We start from the raw sequence: 21442 nt of genomic DNA, 5'->3' as shown, positions 1-21442 counted from the left end.
GGGCGCTGGGCGGGGTGTTCGTGTCGGGGGAGACGGACGCGGGGGGTTTCCGGGTGTCGGCGGTGCTGCCGGACCGGACTCCGGCGGCGGAGGCGGACCGCGCGTCGGCGTAGGCCGAGTCCTTCCGTACGGGCGTGTGCAGAGCTCCGTACGGCTTCGTTTTGACGCGTAGCGCGGGCCCAGGCTGCTCGTACGGTTACGGGCCCGAGGCCGCTCGTACGCCGATGAGCCGGTTACTTACGAGTCCGTCTTGAGCCGGTCCCGCGAGCCCGCCGTACGAGCCCGCCTTACGTGCCCGACGTCAGCCGCGCCGGTTCCATTCCCGTGAGCAGCGTCCCCAGGGCATGGTCGACGTCCGGGCCCAGATACCAGTCGCCCGTGTGGTCGATGCTGAAGACGCGCCCGGTGATGTCGATGGCGAGGACCGCCTGCCCGTGGTTCTCCTCCCCCAGCGGCGCGATCTCCGTGTCCAGGGACCGTCCGAGGTCGGCGAGCGTACGGGCGAGATGGATGCCCGCCATGGGGTCGATCAGCACCGAGGCGGGCGCGATCTGGCGGCCGGGCCCCGGCGCGCCGAGGCGCAGCCCGCCGAACTCCGCCCATGCCTCGACGGCCGAGGGGAAGACGTTGAGCCGGTGTCCCGCGGGCGTGATGTGGGCGCGCAGGGCGTCGGCCCACTCCTCGGCCTGCCGGATGTCCCGGCGCCCCGGCTGCCAGCCCGCCTCGCGCAGCGCGGCGTCTACGGGCACGGGAAAGCGGGTGGTGTTGAGGTCGGGCATGCTCAGCCGTTCTGGGTGGGGTCGACGGGGCGTACGCCGAAGTGGGCGAGCAGCGCCGTACAGGAGCGGCAGGGCGGGGCGTAACTGCCGTGCAGCGGGTCGCCGTCCTCGCGGATACGACGGGCCGTCAGTTTGGAGTGCTTGAGGGCACGGCGCGCCTCGCTGTGGGTCAGGGGCTTGCGCCGGGCGCGTTTGGAGCGGGCCTCCTCGGCGGCGGTGAGGTGGCGGGAGAGCAGGATCGCCTCGGGGCAGCGCCCGGTGAAACGTTCCCTTTGGCCGCTGGTGAGGGTGTCGAGGAAGTCCTGTACGAGGGGGTGCAGCGCGGGCGGCTGGTCGGCCTTGCCCCCGGTGCAGGTGAGGGTCTCGCCCCGGACGGAGAGCGCGGCGGCGACGGCGGGCAGGATGCCGTCGCGGCGGCGCTGGAGCGCGGGCGGACGGTGCGGTTCCGCACTGCTCCAGGTGAGGCGTGGGTCGCCGGATGCGTCTGCTGGTGCGGTGTGCACGTGCTGTCCCCTTCCCCCCTGCGCGGCTGGTGGCCGCTGGTCTCACGCCCCCGACTGTGTGGACAGCCTGCCAAATGCCCACTGCGATCGGGAAGCTGGGGCGTGAATCAAGGTGTGACGTCGGCGCTGGGTCACGCCGATGTGACCGATGGTCACCGGTTCCGGTGTGGTATGGGGCGGGCACGCGGCCGGTAGCGGGCAGGGCGTGCGGTCGGTACGGGAGCGGGGTGCGGCCGGTCCCGCGTGCTCGGATTGCGGGCGGGACGAACACGGGGAGGATTATCGGATCGGCCCTGTGGAGGAGCGTCGGTGCCCCTCTGGCCCCACCGCATAGGCTGTGCGGCATCAGGGCTGTGGAACCAGCCGCAACAGCAGGGGGCAACCGCCATGACGACAGGTCGGCTCGGGCACCAAGCCGCGCCACCGAACGCGGCCTACGCCGGGCAGGTCGTGCATTTCCCGGACCCGGTCCGGGCCTCCCGGCACCCCAGAGGGGTGCGGGTGGATGACGCAGGCCATCCGGATTTCGCGCCGTACGCGCGGGCGGCGGTGGAGATAGCCGAGCCCCCCGAGGGGTTCGGTGTGGACGAACTGCGGCTCACTGACTATGTGTCGGCCAATGCCGCGCTGCACGCCGCGGGGCACGAGCTGTGGGACACGGTCCCCCCGGTGGCGACTCCGCACGGCTGGACCTGGCACCATCTGCCGGGCTCGCGGCGGCTGGTGCTGGTACCGGTCGAGGTGAAGGCGCTGCTGCGGCACCACGGCGGGCTGGCCACGACGGCGGTTGACCACGGCAAGCGGGGCACGCGTCCGCTCCAGGAGACCCGGCCGGTGCACTTCGGGCTGCCGAAGGGCGCGGTGTCGGTGGGCGAGCAGCAGCTCCAGGGCGTGGAGGAGGATCTCGGCTATCGGCTGCCGGGCGCCTACCGCGCGTTCCTGAAGGCGGCGGGCGGCTGCGCGCCGGTGGGCGTGGCGCTGGATCCGGAGCTCGGACTGCTGGTGGACCAGCCGTTCTTCACGGTGCGCGACGAGGCCGCGGTCAATGACCTGGTCTATGTCAACAAGTGCCTGCGGGACCATCTGACCAAGGATTACCTGGGAGTTGCCTTTGTGCAGGGCGGCATCCTGGCGGTGCAGGTGCGGGGCGCCCGGACGGGTTCGGTCTGGTTCTGCGCGTACGACGACGCCAGGGACCGGGACGGCTGGAGCGTGCAGGAGCGGGTGGAGCGGCTGCTGCTGCCCTGCGGGGAGGACTTCGACGCGTTTCTGCTGCGGCTGGCGGGCAGTCCGCCGGAGCTGGAGACCGTGGCGAACCTGATGGTGGACGGCGGCTTCGCGCGCGTCGTCCCGGTGGAGGGATGAGCGCGATGGTGACCTTCGCGCAGGCGCAGGAGCGCGCGGAAGAGTGGGTCAACGGCGATCTGCCCGGTTATCAGCACCGGGAGGTGCGGGTAAGGGAGTTCGAGCTGGGCTTCGTGGTGTGGGCGGAGGACCGCGAGTCCGGGCCCATATCGGACGGCGGCCGGCAGCGGCTGGTCATCGCTAGGGACAGCGGTGAGGCGACGCTCTGGCCGGGGCTGCCGGTGGGCGAGGTGATCCGGCGGTACGAGGAGGAGTACGGCGTGCCGGACGCGCCGCCGAGCGCACCCGAACCGCCCCAGCGGATCGATCTGAACCAGACGTCGTTCCTGCTGAGCCCGCCCGAGTGGCTCCAGGACGCGGCGGACAGACTGGGGATCCCGGACGGACGGGCGTCGTCGGGTCCGGGGCCCGCGGCGGGGCCGGGCGCGGGCCCGGTGGGTGCCGGTGCGGGCCCGGCGGGCGCGGGGGCTTCACCGGGCGGCTATGGGGGCGGTGGCCATGTGCCGGAGCACCGTGCTCCGGAAGGGGCGGCCGTTGCCGCTCCGGTGCCGGGGACGCCCGGCGGGGCGACTCCCTGGGCCGGGACGGACACCAACGGCGCCGGTTCGGGGGAGGACGCTTCCGTGCCGCTGCCCGCGACGGTGTTCGCGCCGCCGCTCTCCGGGGCCGACGACGATGACACCCCGCCGCCGATGGTGGCCGCCGACGCGCCGACCGCGCTGATGTCGGGCGGCAGCCAGCTTCCGCGTACGGCGGTGTCCCCGATGCCGGGCAGGGACGGCGCGGGTACGGGCACGGGTCCCGGTGAGGGTCCGGGAGGCGGCCCAAGTGCCGCTTCCGGTGCGGGCGTTGCGGGTCCGGCGGGGAGCGGTGCGGCCGTACCGCCTCCTGGCGCGCACGGCGCCCCCGGTGCGCACGGCGGGGTTCCGCCGCAGTCGGGGCCGGGCGCGCCCGGTGCTCCGGCGGGCGGGTATCTGCCGACGCAGTTGGTGTCGAACTCCGGCCCCGGGGCGCCACAGCCTCCCGGGCCTCCCGGCCCGCCCGGACCTCCGGGCGCTCCGGGTACGCCGCCGCCTCCCGGTGGAGCGGACCACGCGGAGACCGCACTCGCGAATTCGGGTCCGTCGGGCCCCGCCGGTCCGCGCCCGCCGGGTCCCCCCGGGCCGCCCGGCCCGCCGGGTCCTCCTGGCCCTCCCGGCGCGCCCGGTACGCCTCCGGGCGGGGTGCATCACGCGGCGACGATGCTCGCGGGTCCGGGCGGCCAGGCTGGCCCGGGTGGTCCGGGTGCGCCTCAGCCGCCCCGGCCGCCGGGTGCTCCCGTACAGCCTCCTGGTCCACCCGGACCCCCTGGACCTCCCGGTCCGCCCGGGGCGCCCGGGGGTGCGGTGCACCATGCCGCGACGATGCTCGCGGGATCCGGCCAGGGCGGTGCCGTACCACCGTCGGCCCCGCAGCCACCCGGTCCGCCCGGTCCTCCTGGTCCGCCCGGAATGCCGCACGGGGCTCCTGGTGTGCCCCCGGGCGCGCCCGGTGCCGTACCGCCGCTCGGTGCGCCCGGTGCCGTACCGCCGTCGGGGCCGCCGCCCGCGTACGGCTATCCGCAGCAGCCGGCCGGTCTGCCGACCGTCGGCCCCGGCTATCAGGCCGTGCTGCGCTATCGCGCGCCCGACGGTTCCGAGGCCCGGCTCATCCGGCGGTCCGCGCCCGGCACCCCGCACCCCGAGTGGCAGATCCTGCATGAGCTGCGCGCGCTGAACGTACCGCCGCAGCAGGTGCTCGAACTGCACACGGAGCTGGAGTCCTGCGAGCTGCCCGGCGGGTACTGCGCGCGGATGATCCGGGAGACCTGGCCACAGGTCCGGATCACCAGCGTCGCGCCGTACGGACAGGATCACGCGAGCCGGCAGCAGGGCATGCGCCATCTCCTCACCCACCAGGGCGAGTTGCACCAGGTCGCGGACGGGCCCGCACGGCCCGCGCCGGTCCGGGCGCCGCTGCCCGCGATGGCGCCCGCGCCCCCCATACCGCCGGAGGGGATCGCTCAGGAGCTGATGGGGGCGTTCGGGCCGCAGGGCATCTGCCGGTTCGACCAGCGGGCGGTGTCCCGGCAGGGCGTGCCGGAGATCGTGGCGCGCACGCTGGTGTGGGCGGGTCTGCCGGCCGACTTCGGGCCGTTCTTCTGGGCGCAGCCACCGCAGCCGGTGGTGCCGACGCTCGCCGAGCTGGCCGCGCAGCGGCAGGTCCAGGCGGCGCCGGACGCCGGTTCGTATCTCGTGGTGGGCAGCGACTTCGGGCGGGCGCTGTGCGTGCAGTACGGCACGGCGCACATCATGGCGGTGCCGGTGGAGGCGGGCCCGGGCGGACAGTCCGTGCCGCCGCAGTTCGTCAACACCGGACTGCCGGAATTCACCCGGTCGTTGGCGCTGCTGGGCCGGATGTGGCGGCTGCGCTTCGGTCTCAACCCGGAGCAGGCGGGCCGCTGGACCGTCGACTTCCAGGCGCAGCTTCTGGCGCTGGACGCGGCTGCGCTGTCGTCGCCGGAGAACTGGTGGTCGGTCCTGCTGGAGCAGATGTGGGACGGACTGCTGTGACGGCCGGCCGGACGCCGACGAGGCTGACACCGACGCGGACGAGCTGACAGATATGCGCTGAGGCACGCTGTCAGAGGCGCTGCCGACAGAGGTGCACTGATGCGCGGGGGCCGGAGCCCCGTAAAGGACTCCGGCCCCCGCGCCTCAGGTGATTCCGTTACCGCGGACGGGATTCCGGTCCTACGGGAAGGAGAGCGTCTGGGCGAACAGGGTGACCAGGATCAGCACCACCGGGAAGCACACCAGGAACATCGCGAACGTATAGCCCATGATGTCCCGCGCCTTCAGGCCCAGGATCGTCAGCGTGGGCAGCATCCAGAACGGCTGGAGCAGATTGGCGCCGGCCTCCCCCAGGTCGTACACCACGACCATCCAGCCCTGGTGCACCTGGAGCTGGTTGGCCGCCTCCAGTACGTAGGGCGCCTCGATGACCCACTTGCTGCCGCCGCTGGGCACGAAGACCCCCAGGACGGCGCTGTAGATGGCGATGAAGGCCGGGTAGAAGAACTCGTTCGAGACCGACACCAGCCAGCCCGCGATGGTCTTGCTCAGCCCGGTGAAGGCGATCATCCCGAAGATCCCGCCGTACAGCGGGAATTGGAGCAGCACACCCGAGGCCGCGGGTGTCCCGTCCTTGACGGCCTGTGCGAGGCGCACCGGACGCCAGTGCAGGATGAGCGCCAGCAGGATGAGAATGAGGTTGACGGTGTTCAGGTCTAGGGCGTTGAGCGCGCTGCCCTCCGCGCGGGCGAAGTGCCGCGCCAGATACCAGACTCCGAGTGCGAAGAGCAGGATGGCGAAGACCGGGCTGTACTCGATCCACTCGCCGGGCCTGCTGCGGCGGGTCTCCGCGCGCTTCTCGGCCACGCTCGGCCCCAGCTCGATCCCGAGCTGTGCGGCGGTCTTGGCGCGCTCCGGCGAGGGCGACAGGAACCAGGCCGTACCGACCGCGATCACAAAGACGATCGCCGTGGCCGCCATGCCCTGCCACAGGAAGATCGTCTCGGTGAGGGGGATGAGCCCGCTGCCGCGCCCCTCCTCGATGACCTTCTGCACGGCGGGAGGGCTCGACGCGGCGCTGGCCACCTGGAGCGCCGCGGACCCGGACAGCCCCTGCGCCCATACGGTGCCGAGCCCGAGGAAGGCCATCGCGCCCAGCGCCCGGTAGTCCACCCCGCTCACCCTGCGGGCGATCTCCTTGGCGAGGATCGCTGTGAAGATCAGGCTGAAGGCCCAGTTCAGATATGAGGTCGCCATGGCGACGGCCGCGGTGAACGCGATGGCACCGCGCGGGGTGCGCGGCACCTGTGCGATCCGGGCGATCAGCCGGCCGACCGGCGGTGAGACCGCGACCGCGTATCCGGCGATAATGATCATCGCCATTTGCAGAGTGAAGGTGATGAGGGACCAGAAACCCTGGCCCCACGCGTCCACCAGCCCGTATCCCGTTGTCGCGGTCGGGTCGGCGGGAGTGCCGAGCAGGGGTTCGCCGGTCGCGAGGCCGAGGGCGAAGATCCCGAAGGTGCCGACGAGGACAAAGCCGAGCGCGTCGGGCAGCCACTTCTCGGAGAAGGCGGTGAACCGCAGCGCCATCCGCGCCGGCCAGGGTTCCTTGCCGCCGGTCGCACCCGTTGCGCCCGTCGCGCCCGCCGAGCCCGCTTCTCCCGCGGTCGCGCCCGGTTCTGGTTCCGGCTCCGGCTTGTGCGGGGGCGCCGTGGTCATCGCATGTCCTCACTGTCGGGCTTCCCCGGGACCGGGGACCCGGCCCAGGTGTGCGGTGCCGAGGATCCTCGGGCGCCCACCCCCGGAGTGCAATGGAGACGGTCCACACAGACAGCGGTCCTCCTATGTGGATCACGCACTTCCGGTGGTTGGGCCGAATGGATACGGTCTGCTCCGTGACCTCGATGAACAGCGGCCGGATGTTTCTGGAGCTCCTGGCGCGGGACGCGCCGGCGGCCGAGTTCGAGGAACTGGTCATCGCCGCGCGGGCGGACGGCGGGAGCGCGGGGACCGCCGGGGCCGTCGCCGAGCTGGAGCGCTCGAAGCTGCTGGCGCTGCGGGTACGGGCCGCGCTCGACAAGAGCCGCCGCCGGGAGACCGAACTCTCCGCCCTGTACGAGACGGTGGCCGATCTGGTCGCCCTGCGCGATGTGGACTCCGTACTCCAGGCGATCGTCGCGAGAGCCCGCAAACTGCTCGGCACGGACACCGCGTACCTCGCGCTGTACGACCCGGAGCGCGGCTGCGCGTACATGCGCGAGACGAACGGCTCGGTCTCGGCGAAGTTCCAGCAGCTCCTCATGCCCCTGGGCGCGGGACTCGGCGGTCTGGTGGTGCAGACCGCGTCGCCGTACTTCAGCAGCAGTTATCTGGGCGACGCCCAGTTCAGGCACACGCGGGAGATCGACGAGGCGGTGACGGAGGAGGGTCTGATCGCGATCCTCGGAGTCCCGCTACGGCTCGGCGGCGATGTCATCGGCGTGCTGTACGCGGCGGACCGCAGCGAGCGCGGCTTCGCCCACGACGAGGTCGCCCTGCTCGGTTCGCTGGCCGCCCACGCGGCCGTCGCGCTCGACAACGCGCGGCTGCTCCAGGAGACCCACACCGCGCTGGCCGACCTGAACGCGGCGAACCGTCTCGTACAGACGCGTAGCGCTTCGGTGGAGCGGGCGGCCGCCGCGTACGAGCGATTCACCGGGCTTGTCGTACGCGGCGGGGGTGTCGACGACATCGCGCACGCGGTCGGCGAGGCGCTGAACGGTTCGGTGGTGGTGGTCGGACCCGACGGCCGCCCGCTGAGCCGGGTCGCCGAACCCCGACGCCCCGACGGCGACTTCGGCGCCGACGGCCACATCGGTGCTGAGGGCCACGCCGGTACAGAGGGCCGGGTCGCCGGTCGTTCCGGCACCGAAAGCCGTCCCGACGGCGGTTCCGGTCCCGGTCCCGGTCCCGGTCCCGAGGAGTGGCCCGGCGCGGCGGCGCTGGCCGATGCCATGGCCCGCTCCCGGGCCGAGGGCCGGGCCGTGACCTGCGGGAACTGTACGGTCGCGGCCGTCGTGGCCGATCAGGAACCGCTCGGTGCCCTGGTGATCTCCGGAGCCGGCGGGGCCGGCGGGCTCGACGACACCGACCGGGTGATCCTCGAACGCGGGGTGACGGTGACCGCCCTGCTGCTGCTCTTCCGTACCTCGCTCGCCCAGGCCGAGGAGCGGGTGCGCGGCGAGCTGCTCACCGATCTGCTCAGCCGGCGGCCCGGCGGCGGTCGCCACGGCGGCGGTTCGCTCGCCGTACGGGAGAGGGCCCGCCGCCTCGGCACCGATCTCGACAAGCCGCATGTCGTGGCGGTCGTCGCCGCCGACGACGTACCGACACAGCGCGTGTCGGCCGCCGCCGGCGCCTGGGCGGGCGCGCGGCGCGGTCTCGCGGGCCGCCACGAGGGCCGTACGGTCCTGCTCGTCCCCGGCGACGACCCCTCCGCGGTCGCCCGTGCCGTGGAGGCGGGTCTGCGCACCGCGCTGGCCCGGCCGGTGACGGTCGGCGCGGCCGGTCCGCCGGACGGGACGGCGGTGGCGGACGCCTACGCCGAGGCGCTCCAGTGTCTCGGCGCGCTCCAGGCGCTGGGGCGCGGCGGTTCGGCCTCGGCCATGGACGACCTGGGATTTCTGGGCCTGGTCCTCGGCCGGCACGCCGATACGGGCGGATTCGTACGGCGCACGCTCGGCCCGCTGGTCGAGTACGACGAACGCCGGGGTACGAGCCTGCTGGACACGGTCGAGTCGTACTTCCAGCACGGGCAGAGCCTGGCCCGTACCGGCGCGGCACTGCACGTACACGTCAATACGGTCAGCCAGCGGCTGGAGCGGGTCGGGCAGATCCTCGGCGAGGACTGGAACACGCCGCAGTACGCCTTGGAGGCCCAACTGGCGCTGCAGCTCAGGCGCGTGCTCGCCACGGCCTGAGTCCGCCGGCCGCCGCCGGAGCCCCGCCGGCCCTTCACGGGCTCAGGAGTCGTCCTTCTCGGTGAGGACCGGGAAGCGTCTCGGGGCCAGCAGGAGCAGTACGAGAAGCGAGAGCGCCGCCGCGAACGCCGCGCCCAGATAGACGTGTTCGACCGCCGCGTCCACCGCGCGGCGCAGATGGTCCGCGGCTTCGGCGGTGAGCGAGGACGGCTTCTCCAGGGCGCGGGCGACCGAGTCGAGGTCGTGGGGAAGGCCGGGGGAGGGCGGGTCGGCGAGCCGGGAGGCCAGCACCGTGTTGGCCACCGCGCCGAACACCGCCGCGCCCACGCTCTGGCCGACCTGACGGCAGAAGAGGATGGACGCGGTCGCCGTGCCCCGCTCCGACCAGCCGACGGTCGCCTGCACCCCGATGATCAGGGGGAGTTGGAACAGCCCGAGCGCCGCGCCGAGCAGCAGCATGATCAGCGCGGGCTGCCAGGCCTGCCCGGGGTAGGGGAGCAGGGGGAAGGCCAGCAGGACCAGCAGGGCGAGGGAGATCCCGATGACGGCGGTCTGCCGGAAGCCGATGCGGTTGTAGACGCGGTTGGAGAAGGCGGCGCTGACCGGCCAGCTCAGGGTCATCGCGGAGAGCACGAAGCCGGCCGCGATCGGGCCGAGGCCGAGCACGGACTGCGCGTACGTCGGCAGGAAGACGGTCGGGGCGACCATCAGCAGCCCGAGCGCGCCGAGCGCGAGATTGACGGCCGCGATGGTGCGGCGGCGCCAGACCCAGCCGGGAATGATCGGTTCCGCGGCCCGGCGTTCGATGGCGACCGTGGCCGCGGAGAGGACGGCGGCGCCGCCGAGGAAGGCGAGGGAAGGGGCGGAGAGCCAGGGCCAGGCGACGCCGCCCTGGACGAGAGCGGTGATGAGGAGGGCGCCGGTCGCGAAGACGGCGAGGGCACCGGCCCAGTCGACGCGGTGGCGTTCAGCGGACGTCGTACGGGCTGAGCGGCCGGTATCCGTAACCTTTGTGACGGTACGGCGCGTACGGCCCGGTTCGCGAAGGTACTTGCCCACGAGCCAGAGCGCCACCGCGCCCACCGGCAGGTTGATCAGGAAGATCCAGCGCCAGTCCGCGTACCCCGCGAGCAGCCCGCCGAGCGCCGGTCCCGCCACCGACGAGGTGGCCCAGACCGACGACAGCTTGGCCTGGATCCTGGGGCGTTCCTTGAGCGGGTAGAGATCGGCGGCGATGGTCTGCACCGTGCCCTGGAGCGCGCCGCCGCCAAGCCCCTGGATGACGCGGAAGGCGATCAGGGAGCCCATGCTCCAGGCGGTCGCGCAGAGCAGTGAGCCGACGAGGAAGAGAGCGATGCCCGCGATCAGGACGGGCTTGCGGCCGAAGGTGTCGGAGAGCTTTCCGTACACCGGCAGGGTGACCGTCACGGCGAGCAGATAGCCGGAGAACAGCCAGGAGAAGACGGCGAATCCGCCGAGGTCGCCGACGATCTGCGGGACGGCCGTCGAGACGATGGTGCCGTCGAGGGCGGCGAGTGCCATGCCCATCATCAGGGCGGCGACCACCGGGCCTCTGGGGGATGCCTTTGGAACGGATGACGGCCCCGGCGGGGGAGCGGCTCCCGCCGACGGGGCGTCGGGTATCGCTTCGGTACGTCCGGTGTCCTCGGTACTTCCGCCGGCGCCGCTCACGGCAGTCCTTTCCCTATGCATGTATCTCATTGGGGGACACCTTCTCACCGCACCCTCCCGCGGCGGGAGGGTGCGGGCCGTGTCCTGGACCCCGTGGCGGGCTGCGCCGAAGGGTCCACCCGGAGGCTCCTCCTGGGGGTGGAGACCCCTAGGGGGTTCTCCTTACTCCTGCCCGGGGGCGGTTCGTCCCGGTGGAGGAGGAGAAAGCGGGACCCCGTTCTTTACCTTGGTCTTACGGCTGGGGAGGGCGTACGAGGGGGCTCTCCGCAGTAGAGGGGTGGGGAAAACCCCAGGCGAAGTCTGCACTGCGCACCAGCGCGCGGCGCCCGAGAAGCCGACAGACTCAGAGCACGGAATCACCGCTGCACCTACCTGCCTTACCGGCACCTTGCCCAACGAAGACTGACTTAGGAGACATACCGTGACAACGGCTGTAACGATCCCCAAGCATGGGGGCACGGGAGGGCGTACGGCCGTCGCGGCGCGAGCGCGGCAGGTCGTCAAGGCGTACGGCTCCGGGGAGACCCGGGTCGTCGCACTGGACCATGTCGACGTGGACATCGCCCGCGGCCAGTTCACCGCGATCATGGGCCCGTCCGGCTCGGGCAAGTCGACGCTGATGCACTGCCTCGCCGGGCTGGACACCGTCACCTCCGGCGAGATCCATCTCGACGAGACCGAGATCACCAAGCTCAAGGACAAGCACCTCACCCGGCTCCGGCGGGACCGGATCGGCTTCATCTTCCAGGCGTTCAACCTGCTGCCCACCCTCAACGCCCTGGAGAACATCACGCTGCCCATGGACATCGCGGGCCGCAAACCGGACGGTGCCTGGCTGGAGCGGGTCGTGGAGACGGTGGGCCTGGCCGACCGGCTCAAGCACCGGCCGACCCAGCTCTCCGGCGGCCAGCAGCAGCGGGTCGCGGTGGCCAGGGCGCTCGCCGCCCGGCCCGAGATCATCTTCGGTGACGAGCCGACCGGCAATCTGGACTCGCGGGCGGGCGCCGAGGTGCTGGGCTTCCTGCGCAGGTCCGTCGACGAACTGGGCCAGACGATCGTGATGGTCACCCACGACCCGGTCGCCGCGTCGTACGCGGACCGTGTGCTGTATCTGGCGGACGGCAGGATCGTGGACGAGATGTTCCGGCCGACGGCCGACGCCGTACTCGACCGTATGAAGGACTTCGACGCACGGGGGCGTACGTCGTGACCGTGTTCAGAACCTCGATGCGCAACTTCCTCGCGCACAAGGGGCGGATGGCGCTCTCCGCCGTCGCGGTCCTGCTGTCGGTGGCCTTCGTCTCGGGCACCCTGGTGTTCACGGACACGATGAACACGACGTTCGACAAGCTCTTCGCCGCGACCTCCTCGGATGTCACGGTCAGCCCCAAGTCGGCCCAGGGCGCCGACGAGATCTCCCAGACCGGCAGGCCCGAATCGCTGCCCGCCTCGCTCGTCGCGACCGTGAAGAAGGCGGACGGAGTCGAGTCGGCCGAGGGCGCGGTCAGCAGCACGAGCGTGACCGTCGTCGACGCCGGCAACGAGAACGTGGGCGCGACCAGCGGTGCTCCGACGATCGCGGGCAACTGGACGCGCAACGACCTGCGTTCGATGGAGATCACCTCGGGCCATGCCCCGCGCGGCCCCACCGAGGTGATGGTCGACGCCGACACCGCGGAGAAGCACCATCTCGCGATCGGTGACGAGCTGCGCACCATAGCGGTCACCGGCGACCTCACGGCGAAGATCTCCGGGATCGCCACCTTCACCGTCACCAACCCGGGCGCGGCCGTCGTCTACTTCGACACGGCGACCGCCCAGCGCCAACTGCTCGGTGGCTCCGGCCGGTTCACACACATCAATGTCACGGCCGCGCCGGGCGTCAGCGACAGCACGCTCAAGCGGGATGTCGCGGCCGCGATCGGCGCCGGACTGTACAAGCTCCAGACCCAGCAGGAGGCCGCGGACGCCAACCGCGCGGATGTCGGCTCGTTCCTCGACGTGCTGAAGTACGCGATGCTCGGCTTCGCCGGGATCGCCTTCCTGGTCGGGATTTTCCTGATCGTCAACACCTTCTCGATGCTGGTCGCGCAGCGGACCCGGGAAATCGGGCTGATGCGGGCGCTGGGATCGAGCCGCGAGCAGGTCAACCGCTCGGTGCTGCTGGAGGCCGTGCTGCTCGGCGTGGTCGGCTCGGTGGCCGGGGTCGCGGCCGGGGTCGGGCTCGCGGTCGGTCTGATGAAGCTGATGGGCGCTGTCGGCATGGAACTGTCCACCGACGACCTGACCGTGAAGTGGACGACCCCGGTGGTCGGGCTGGTGCTCGGCGTCGTGGTCACGGTCGTCTCGGCGTACATGCCCGCCCGGCGGGCCGGGAAGATCTCGCCGATGGCCGCGCTGCGCGACGCGGGTACGCCCGCCGACGCACGGGCCGGCTGGGTCAGGGCGATCATCGGGCTGGTGCTCACGGGTGCCGGCGGTGCCGCTCTGCTGGCGGCGACGCGCGCCGAGGAAGCGGGCCAGGGCTCGCTGCTCCTCGGAGTGGGCGTGGTCTGCACGCTGGTCGGCTTCGTCGTGATCGGTCCGCTGCTCGCGGGCGGGCTGGTACGGGTGCTGAGCGCCGTCGTCCTGCGGATGTTCGGCCCGGTCGGGCGGCTGGCCGAGCGCAACGCGCTGCGCAATCCGCGGCGTACGGGAGCGACGGGCGCGGCCCTGATGATCGGGCTCGCGCTGGTGGCCTGCCTGTCGGTGGTCGGTTCCTCGATGGTCGCCTCGGCGACGGACGAACTCGACAAGTCGGTCGGCGCGGACTTCATCATCCAGTCGGGCAACGGCCAGCCGATCATGCCGCAGGCCCAGGCGGCGCTGGAGAAGGCGCCGGACATCGAGCATGTCACCGAGTACAAGTGGGTCGATGCCAAGCTGACCGCCCCGGACGGGAAGACGGTCTCGGACGGCATCGTCGCCGCGGATCCGACGTACGCGCAGGACCTGCGTCGCGAGACCGTCGAGGGCGAGCTGTCCGGGGCGTACGGCAAGGACGCGATATCGGTCGGCGACGCCTACGCCACCGAGCACGGCGTACATGTCGGCGACGCGATCTCGGTCGCGTTCCCCGGCGGGAAGACCGCCGAGCTGAAGGTCGCGGCGATCACCTCGGACGACACGAGCGTCGACAAGGGCGCGATGTACACGAACATCACGACCGTCGAGCAGTATGTGCCGGCCGAGAAGATGCCCAAGAACATGATCATGTTCGCGGCGGCGGTGGACGGGAAGGAGAAGGAGGCGTACGCGGCCCTCAAGGATTCGCTGGCCGCCTATCCCCAGTACAAAGTGCAGGACCAGACCGACTTCAAGCAGGACCTGAAGGACCAGATCGGCCAGCTCCTGAACATCGTGTACGGCCTGCTGGCCCTGGCGATCATCGTCGCGGTGCTGGGCGTGGTGAACACCCTGGCCCTGTCGGTGGTGGAGCGCACCCGCGAGATAGGCCTGCTGCGCGCGATCGGCCTCTCCCGCCGCCAGTTGCGCCGCATGATCCGTCTGGAGTCGGTGGTCATCGCCCTCTTCGGCGCCCTGCTCGGGCTGGGCCTCGGCATGGGCTGGGGCACGTCGGCCCAGAAACTCCTGGCCCTGGAGGGCCTCGGGGTACTGGACATCCCCTGGCCGACGATCATCACGGTCTTCGTCGCCTCGGCCTTCGTGGGTCTGTTCGCCGCCCTGATACCGGCCTTCCGCGCGGGCCGTATGAACGTACTGAACGCGATCGCGACGGAGTAGGGCGATAAGGTCTGCATGTCCCGGCCCCGGTGGGCGACCTCCAACACCCACCGGGGCCGGACCTGTTGCCATGTGTCCCGCAGGGCCGCGTCAGTGTGCGGCGATCTGCTGGAGTGCCGCGCCCTGGTAGCGGGCTCCGGCGTTCCAGAGGATGAACGAGTTCATCTTGTTGGCCGCCGCGGCCTTGATCTGTTCGGCCACCTGCTTCGGACCGTAGGTGCTGCCCATCGAGAAGTCCTGGAGCCACGGGACGACCTCGACCTGTGTGCCCTTCGTCAGGCGGGCGAAGTCGGCGAGCGAGCGCTGCACGATCGCGTAAGGGGCGGTGTCGGGGTTGGCGACTCCGTACTCCCCGGGACCCCAGTGGGACGGGTAGACCATCGGCGCGATGTAGTCGCTCACCTTGGCCAGGCCACTGATGTCCTGGGCGATCTCGGTGGGCCGGGTGGCGGCGATGCCGAAGACCGAGACCCCGAGGAATTTGGCGTGCGGGCGCATCGCGGTCCGGGTGTCGGCGACGAACGAGACGATGGACTGCTCGGGCGTTGCGGACCCGATGCCCGGGAAGCGCATCTTCGACAGCGGGCCGTCGGGACGGCGGACGTAGTCGTAGAGGATGTCGTCGAAACCGAGCTTGGACGCCTCGACGGCGAGGTCCTGGTTGTACTTGCGGACGGTCGGGTCGGCGAAGTTGGTGAAGGCCAGCTTTCCGTAGTGGCCGCCGCCGGCGTACGCCTGTCCGTCGGGGGTCTGCACCACCTGGTTGCGCTTGCCGGACTTCCAGGCGGCCGTGGCGAGCTTGGGGTCGCGGAAGGCGACGATGCGTCCTATGACCTGGGCGCCGGCCTTGTGGATCTCGGCGATCGCCTTGCGGGCGTCGTAGTAGCCCTTCGCCGAGCCGATCTGACGGGCCAGCGGCACCTGGGAGGCGTAACCGACCTCGCCGTCCTCGTCCTTGACGTCCAGTTGCACGGCGTTGAGCTTGCCGCTCCGGACGAGGGCCATCACGTGGGTGCGGAGGGCGTCGTTGCCCCAGCCGATGGCGGTGATGTGCGCGGCACGGATCATGGGGCGGCGGCCCCGGGCGTTCACGTCCTTGGTAGTGGTGTTTCCGGCGCGGTCCGCGGCGATGACGTTCACAACAGGGGTGCCCTTGGGCACCGTGATCTTGAACGCCCCGGACTTGTCGACGGAGACCTCCTTGCCGTCGGCCGTCACCTTCGCGTCGGTGCTGGTCTTACCGGTGATGGTCACGGATTTGTCGGTGCTCTTGATCTCGGGGTCGGCCACCTTCAGTTCGGGCGCGGTGGAGTCCACGGTGAAGTCCACGGTCTCGCGGTACGACACGAGGGGGAGACTGCTGGCGCCCTTCACCACCAGGGTGTGCTTGCCCTCGGGCAGCAGGCGGGGGAGAGCGATCCTCAGCCGGGAGCCCTGGGCGACAACGGGGATCGCCGCGCCGTCGAGGGTGGCGCGCACCTTGTTCCGGCTGCCGGCCGCGTCGGCGTCGAGGTAGGCGCTGAGCTGTGCGACCTTGCCGCCGTTGAGCACAGAGCCGTCGGAGATGCCCTGCACGCTCGGCCCCAGTGCGAGGAAAGTCGTCCAGCCCACTCCGGCGAGTGTGACTGCCCCGGCCGTCGCCATCAGGGCGCGCCGACGGGTCGGACGGCGCTGACCGTAGGAGAAAGCGGAGTTCGATATGTGTCTCTTGCCCATCATGAGGTCCTTCGTGCAGTGGTCGGGGGTGGTCCCTCCATTGATTGCCCTACGGCGTGTCGTTCCTCCTTTTCTGACCGTATTTCACACGAAAGGCCGTGTCCGGCCCCGGCGTGGTGACTGCGCCATCCAGGGGACTGTGCGGTACGGGGGCTCCCGTCGCCGGTAGGGATGGCGCGACACATTCGCCTTGGAGGTCCGTCATGCGCCACCCGCTCGTCCCGCTCTGCGCCCTGGCAGGCGCCGCACTGCTCGTCTCGGGCTGTTCCTCGGGGTCGTCATCGGCCGGCGGGGGGGCCGCCTCGCATGCGGCCAGCCCCGTCGCCGTGAACCCGGCGAAGGTCGGCGCCGACGAACTCGGCCAGGTGCCGGTGCTGATGTACCACCAGCTCACCGCGAAACCGGCCAGCGTCTACGACCGCACCCCGGCCGATTTCCGGGCCGAGCTGGAACGCCTCGCCCGGGAGAAGTACGTACCGGTCACCGCCCGGGACTTCCAGACGGGCCGCATCGACATCCCGGCCGGAACGCACCCGGTGGTTCTCACGTTCGACGACTCGACCAACAGTCAGGTGCGCCTCGGCCCGGACGGCAATCCGGCGCCCGACACGGCCATCGCGATCCTGGCGGAGACGGCGAAGAAGTACCCCGCGTTCAAGCCGGTGGCGACCTTCTTCGTCAACGCGGACGCCTTCTCGGCCACCGGTTCGGCCACGGCGCTGGCCTGGCTGAACAAGCACGGGCATGAGGTCGGCAACCACACCGACCGCCACCAGAATCTGCGCTCCCTGGACCAGGCGGGCGCCACGAAGGCCATCGCCGGCGGACAGCAGGCGATCGTGAAGGCCGCACCCGGCACCCGGGTCACGTCCCTCGCCCTGCCCTTCGGGGCCATGCCCCAGCAGGCTGGGGTCGCCGCACGGGGAACGGGCTACCGCTACGACGGCGTGTACCTCGTGGGCGCCAACCCCTCGGTCTCGCCGTTCGCCAAGAACTTCACCCCCCAGGCCATCCCGCGAATCCGCTCGGCCGGCCCCAAGGACGCGGACGCCGAGTTCGGTTCGTCGCGCTGGCTGGACAAGCTCGCCGCCGCGAAGAACTGGTACGTCTCGGACGGCGACCCGAACACCATCGCCTTCCCCCGCACCTCCGCGGACCAGGTGGCCCCGGCCTTCGCTTCCCGCGCCCGGCCGTACTAAACCGCTCTCCGCCGCATCCTGCGTGTCAGGTCTCGGACATCAGTGCCCGTCCTCTGTGTCTGTCTTGCGGGCAAATACCTCTATTACGCTGCGGTCAAGATTCGCTACGAACGGTAGTGGACCGAGAACGTAGGAGGACGCGTCATGGTCAAGGGCATGCGCAGGACGCTGGGGACGGGGGCCGCCGTGGTGGCCGGGTGTGCGGCGCTGGCGGCGGGGGCGCTCAGCCCGGCCGCCGCCAGCGATGCGGCCGGGCAGTCGTCGCCGCGCGCGGTCAGGGTCGAGCAGGTCACCATCCGGCTGGCCAGTGATCCGGGGCAGGTCGCGAACGTACGCGGGAACTCCTCGCAGAACGGGGCCGCCATCATCCAGTGGCCCCTGTCCCGTGCGGCCAACGAGCGCTGGAAGCCCGAGAGCACGGGCGGCGGGTACTACCGTTTCCGGTCCGTCAGCAGCGGCAAGTGCATCAATGTCAGGGGCGGCGGCTCCGCCGACGGCACGGCGGTCATCCAGTACACCTGCGGCACCGCGGCCAACGAGCAGTGGCGGATGGTTCCCAAGGGCAAGGGGTACCAGCTCGTGGCCCGGTCCAGCGGCAAGTGTCTGAACGTCAGGGGCGGGGTCGGCCGGGGCAACCCGCTGATCCAGTACCGGTGCACGGCCGCCGGTGCCGCCAATGACGTATGGCTGCTCTCGTGGGAGACCCGCCTCTGACCTGGCAGGCCTGATCGGGCTCACTCCGGCCGGGCGGAGCGGGCCGGGCCCAGCGGCCCCGAGCGGGGGCGTCCTTCCGGGGACGCCCCCGCTCACGCGTTCCCCGGCGCGGCCGGCCCGCGCCGTCCCGGCTCCCGGCCCGCACCATGCAGGCTCTTGGCATCCACCGGCTCGGCTCCCGGCCCCGTCCCGTACCCCGGACCGGTGGACCACCCCCGAGGCGTCCCCGATGTCCGAGGCGCGTCGTAGGCTGGAGGACTCCCGGCCCGTCTGACGTGTCGGGTGCTCCGCGTTGCCCACCGCCTGGATGGAACCCCCTTCATGAGCCTGCACGGTCTGCTGGACGCCGTAGTACGTGATCCGGCGCTCGCCGAAGCGGTGAAGGCCGCCACCGCCGGTCACCGTCCGCATGTCGACCTGGTCGGACCGCCCGCCGCGCGGCCCTTCGCGGTGGCCGCGCTGGCGCGCGAGGCGGGGCGGCCCGTGCTGGCCGTGACCGCCACCGGGCGGGAGGCCGAGGACCTGGCGGCGGCCCTGCGTTCGCTGCTGGACCCGGACACGGTCGTCGAGTACCCCTCCTGGGAGACGCTGCCGCACGAGCGGCTCTCGCCCCGCTCCGACACCGTGGGCCGCCGTCTCGCCGTACTGCGCCGCCTCGCGCACCCGTCGGCGGACGATCCGACGGCCGGCCCGGTCAGCGTGGTCGTCGCGCCCGTACGGTCGGTGCTCCAGCCGCAGGTCAAGGGGCTCGGCGACCTGGAGCCCGTGGCCCTGCGCTCCGGGCAGAGCGCCGATCTGAACGAGGTGACGGAAGCGCTGGCGGCAGCCGCGTACGCCCGCGTCGAGCTGGTCGAGAAGCGCGGCGAGTTCGCGGTGCGCGGCGGCATCCTGGATGTCTTCCCGCCCACCGAGGAGCACCCCCTGCGGGTGGAGTTCTGGGGCGACGACGTCGAGGAGATCCGGTACTTCAAGGTCGCCGACCAGCGGTCCCTCGAAGTCGCGGAGCACGGACTGTGGGCGCCGCCCTGCCGTGAGCTGCTGCTCACACCGGAGGTGCGGGAGCGGGCCGCCGTACTCGCCGAGGCCCACCCCGAGCTGGGCGAACTGCTCGGGAAGATCGCTGAGGGGATCGCGGTCGAGGGCATGGAGTCCCTGGCTCCTGTCCTCGTCGACGACATGGAGCTGCTGCTCGATGTCCTGCCCGCCGGTTCGATGGCCCTGGTGTGCGACCCGGAGCGGGTCAGGACTCGGGCGGCGGACCTGGTGGCGACCAGCCAGGAGTTCCTCCAGGCGTCCTGGGCCGCCAGCGCGGGCGGCGGCGAGGCCCCGATCGATGTCGGCGCGGCCTCGCTCCGGGGTATCGCGGACGTCCGGGACCGGGCGCGTGAGCTGGGCATGATGTGGTGGTCGGTGTCCCCGTTCGCGGTGGACGAGGACCTCACCGAGGAGTCCATCACGCTCGGGATGCACGCCCCCGAGTCGTACCGCGGGGACACGGCCCGCGCGCTCGCCGACACCAAGGGGTGGCTGGCCGAGGGCTGGCGCACCGTGTTCGTCACGGAGGGGCACGGCACGGCGTCCCGTACGGTCGAGGTGCTCGGCGGCGAGGGCATCCCCGCCCGGCTCGACACCCCGGGCGCGAGCGGCGCGCGCGGGCCGGCCGGGATCACGCCGTCCGTGGTGCATGTCCTGTGCGGCTCGATCGACTACGGATTCGTCGCCCCGGCCCTCAAGCTGGCCGTCCTCACCGAGACCGACCTCTCCGGCCAGAAGGCGGCCGGCAAGGACGGCGCCCGGATGCCCGCCAAGCGCCGCAAGACCATCGACCCGCTCACCCTGGAATCGGGCGACTACATCGTGCACGAGCAGCACGGCGTGGGCCGCTATGTGGAGATGGTGCAGCGTACGGTGCAGGGCGCGACCAGGGAGTATCTGCTCGTCGAGTACGCCCCGGCCAAGCGCGGCCAGCCGGGCGACCGGCTCTACATCCCCACCGACCAGTTGGAACAGGTCACGAAGTACGTCGGCGGCGAGGCCCCGACGCTGCACCGCCTGGGCGGCGCGGACTGGACGAAGACGAAGGCGCGCGCCAAGAAGGCCGTCAAGGAGATCGCCGCCGACCTGATCAAGCTGTACTCGGCGCGGATGGCGGCCCCCGGTCATGCCTTCGGCCCCGACACGCCCTGGCAGCGGGAGCTGGAGGACGCCTTCCCGTACGTGGAGACGCCCGACCAGCTCTCGACGATCGCCGAGGTCAAGGAGGACATGGAGAAGACGGTCCCGATGGACCGGCTGATCTGCGGCGACGTCGGGTACGGCAAGACGGAGATCGCGGTGAGGGCGGCCTTCAAGGCGGTCCAGGACGGCAAGCAGGTCGCGGTCCTCGTACCGACGACGCTGCTGGTGCAGCAGCACTTCGGGACGTTCTCCGAGCGGTACGCGCAGTTCCCGGTGTCCGTGAAGGCGCTGTCCCGCTTCCAGACGGACGCGGAGGCGAAGGCGACGCTCCAGGGGCTGCGGGAGGGGGCGGTCGACGTGGTGATCGGTACGCACCGGCTGTTCTCGTCCGAGACGAAGTTCAAGGACCTGGGCCTGGTCATCGTGGACGAGGAGCAGCGCTTCGGCGTCGAGCACAAGGAGCAGCTCAAGAAGCTGCGGGCCAATGTGGATGTCCTCACCATGTCCGCGACGCCGATTCCGCGGACGCTGGAGATGGCGGTCACCGGTATCCGCGAGATGTCGACGATCACCACGCCGCCGGAGGAGCGGCATCCGGTGCTGACGTTCGTCGGGCCGTACGAGGAGAAGCAGATCGGCGCGGCCGTCCGGCGCGAGCTGCTCCGCGAGGGCCAGGTCTTCTACATCCACAACCGGGTGGAGTCGATCGACCGGGCCGCGGCGCGGCTGCGCGAGATCGTGCCCGAGGCACGGATCGCGACGGCGCACGGGCAGATGTCGGAGAGCGTGCTGGAGCAGGTGGTGGTCGACTTCTGGGAGAAGAAGTTCGATGTGCTGGTCTCCACGACGATCGTCGAGTCGGGCATCGACATCTCGAACGCCAATACGCTGATCGTGGAGCGCGGTGACAACTTCGGTCTGTCACAGCTCCATCAGCTCCGTGGCCGGGTGGGGCGGGGG

13 protein-coding genes are annotated in these 21442 nt (G+C 71.5%); 8 read left to right on the top strand and 5 right to left on the bottom strand.

What is annotated here, in order from left to right; all coding sequences use genetic code 11:
• Nucleotides 1–287: 287 nt before the first annotated feature.
• Together WH07_RS15150 and WH07_RS15145 are read right to left on the bottom strand one after the other, a co-directional pair.
• Nucleotides 288–779 (bottom strand): SUKH-3 domain-containing protein, encoded by a 492-nt coding sequence (locus WH07_RS15150; protein ID WP_046500403.1) that lies wholly within the window; start codon nt 777–779, stop codon nt 288–290.
• Nucleotides 780–781: 2 nt separating this feature from the next.
• Nucleotides 782–1282, bottom strand: a complete 501-nt coding sequence (locus WH07_RS15145; protein WP_046500402.1) for a YwqJ-related putative deaminase — start codon at nt 1280–1282, stop codon at nt 782–784.
• A 387-nt stretch (nt 1283–1669) separates the two neighbouring features.
• Between WH07_RS15145 and WH07_RS15140 the strand changes: the two genes are divergently transcribed.
• On the top strand, nt 1670–2647 hold the full coding sequence (locus WH07_RS15140) for an SMI1/KNR4 family protein (protein WP_079023240.1): 978 nt from the start codon (nt 1670–1672) through the stop codon (nt 2645–2647).
• Between the two features lie 5 nt (nt 2648–2652).
• Complete coding sequence (locus tag WH07_RS15135) at nt 2653–5238, top strand: SUKH-4 family immunity protein (RefSeq protein WP_408645850.1); 2586 nt, start codon at nt 2653–2655, stop codon at nt 5236–5238.
• Between the two features lie 180 nt (nt 5239–5418).
• Here WH07_RS15135 and WH07_RS15130 read toward each other — a convergent pair whose 3' ends face one another.
• The gene (locus WH07_RS15130; protein ID WP_079023239.1) at nt 5419–6960 is read right to left on the bottom strand and encodes a short-chain fatty acid transporter; all 1542 of its coding nucleotides are present in this window, start codon (nt 6958–6960) and stop codon (nt 5419–5421) included.
• 185 nt (nt 6961–7145) lie between these two features.
• Here WH07_RS15130 and WH07_RS15125 point away from each other — a divergent pair, with 185 nt between their 5' ends.
• Nucleotides 7146–9200, top strand: coding sequence for a helix-turn-helix domain-containing protein (locus WH07_RS15125; protein ID WP_046500406.1), 2055 nt, complete (start codon nt 7146–7148; stop codon nt 9198–9200).
• Between the two features lie 42 nt (nt 9201–9242).
• Here WH07_RS15125 and WH07_RS15120 read toward each other — a convergent pair whose 3' ends face one another.
• Nucleotides 9243–10913, bottom strand: a complete 1671-nt coding sequence (locus WH07_RS15120; protein ID WP_046500400.1) for an MFS transporter — start codon at nt 10911–10913, stop codon at nt 9243–9245.
• A gap of 400 nt (nt 10914–11313) precedes the next feature.
• Between WH07_RS15120 and WH07_RS15115 the strand changes: the two genes are divergently transcribed.
• Together WH07_RS15115 and WH07_RS15110 are read left to right on the top strand one after the other, a co-directional pair.
• Entirely contained in the window at nt 11314–12102 is a 789-nt protein-coding gene (locus tag WH07_RS15115) for an ABC transporter ATP-binding protein (RefSeq protein ID WP_046500399.1), read from the top strand.
• Nucleotides 12099–14675: an ABC transporter permease gene (locus tag WH07_RS15110; protein ID WP_046500398.1), complete on the top strand. Its 2577-nt coding sequence runs from the start codon at nt 12099–12101 to the stop codon at nt 14673–14675. Before WH07_RS15115 ends, WH07_RS15110 begins: the two co-directional genes overlap by 4 nt.
• Before the next feature lie 90 nt (nt 14676–14765).
• On the opposite strand, the gene WH07_RS15105 is transcribed toward WH07_RS15110, so the two are convergent.
• Nucleotides 14766–16286 (bottom strand): putative glycoside hydrolase, encoded by a 1521-nt coding sequence (locus WH07_RS15105; protein WP_232788905.1) that lies wholly within the window; start codon nt 16284–16286, stop codon nt 14766–14768.
• 308 nt (nt 16287–16594) lie between these two features.
• On the opposite strand from WH07_RS15105, the gene WH07_RS15100 reads away from it, so the two are divergent.
• The 3 genes from WH07_RS15100 to mfd all read left to right on the top strand — a co-directional run.
• Nucleotides 16595–17590 carry a polysaccharide deacetylase family protein gene (locus tag WH07_RS15100; protein ID WP_046500397.1) on the top strand — a complete coding sequence of 332 codons (996 nt, stop codon included), beginning with the start codon at nt 16595–16597 and terminating at the stop codon, nt 17588–17590.
• A gap of 144 nt (nt 17591–17734) precedes the next feature.
• Nucleotides 17735–18304 (top strand): RICIN domain-containing protein, encoded by a 570-nt coding sequence (locus WH07_RS15095; protein WP_232788904.1) that lies wholly within the window; start codon nt 17735–17737, stop codon nt 18302–18304.
• A 321-nt stretch (nt 18305–18625) separates the two neighbouring features.
• A partial coding sequence (gene mfd, locus WH07_RS15090) for a transcription-repair coupling factor (RefSeq protein ID WP_046500396.1) occupies nt 18626–21442 on the top strand: 2817 nt, incomplete at its 3' end.

The sequence above is a fragment of the Streptomyces odonnellii genome, from assembly GCF_000981895.1.
In the GTDB taxonomy this organism is placed as follows: Bacteria; Actinomycetota; Actinomycetes; order Streptomycetales; family Streptomycetaceae; genus Streptomyces; species Streptomyces odonnellii.
This window is presented reverse-complemented; position numbering and strand designations above follow the sequence as displayed.

Excerpts from the sequence above, each read along its gene's own strand:
- WH07_RS15150 (WP_046500403.1), bottom strand. The coding sequence starts at position 779 with ATGCCCGACCTCAACACCACCCGCTTTCCCGTGCCCGTAGACGCCGCG.
- WH07_RS15140 (WP_079023240.1), top strand. The coding sequence starts at position 1,670 with ATGACGACAGGTCGGCTCGGGCACCAAGCCGCGCCACCGAACGCGGCC.
- WH07_RS15135 (WP_408645850.1), top strand. The coding sequence starts at position 2,653 with ATGGTGACCTTCGCGCAGGCGCAGGAGCGCGCGGAAGAGTGGGTCAAC.
- WH07_RS15130 (WP_079023239.1), bottom strand. The coding sequence starts at position 6,960 with ATGACCACGGCGCCCCCGCACAAGCCGGAGCCGGAACCAGAACCGGGC.
- WH07_RS15125 (WP_046500406.1), top strand. The coding sequence starts at position 7,146 with ATGAACAGCGGCCGGATGTTTCTGGAGCTCCTGGCGCGGGACGCGCCG.
- WH07_RS15120 (WP_046500400.1), bottom strand. The coding sequence starts at position 10,913 with ATGCATAGGGAAAGGACTGCCGTGAGCGGCGCCGGCGGAAGTACCGAG.
- WH07_RS15100 (WP_046500397.1), top strand. The coding sequence starts at position 16,595 with ATGCGCCACCCGCTCGTCCCGCTCTGCGCCCTGGCAGGCGCCGCACTG.
- WH07_RS15095 (WP_232788904.1), top strand. The coding sequence starts at position 17,735 with ATGGTCAAGGGCATGCGCAGGACGCTGGGGACGGGGGCCGCCGTGGTG.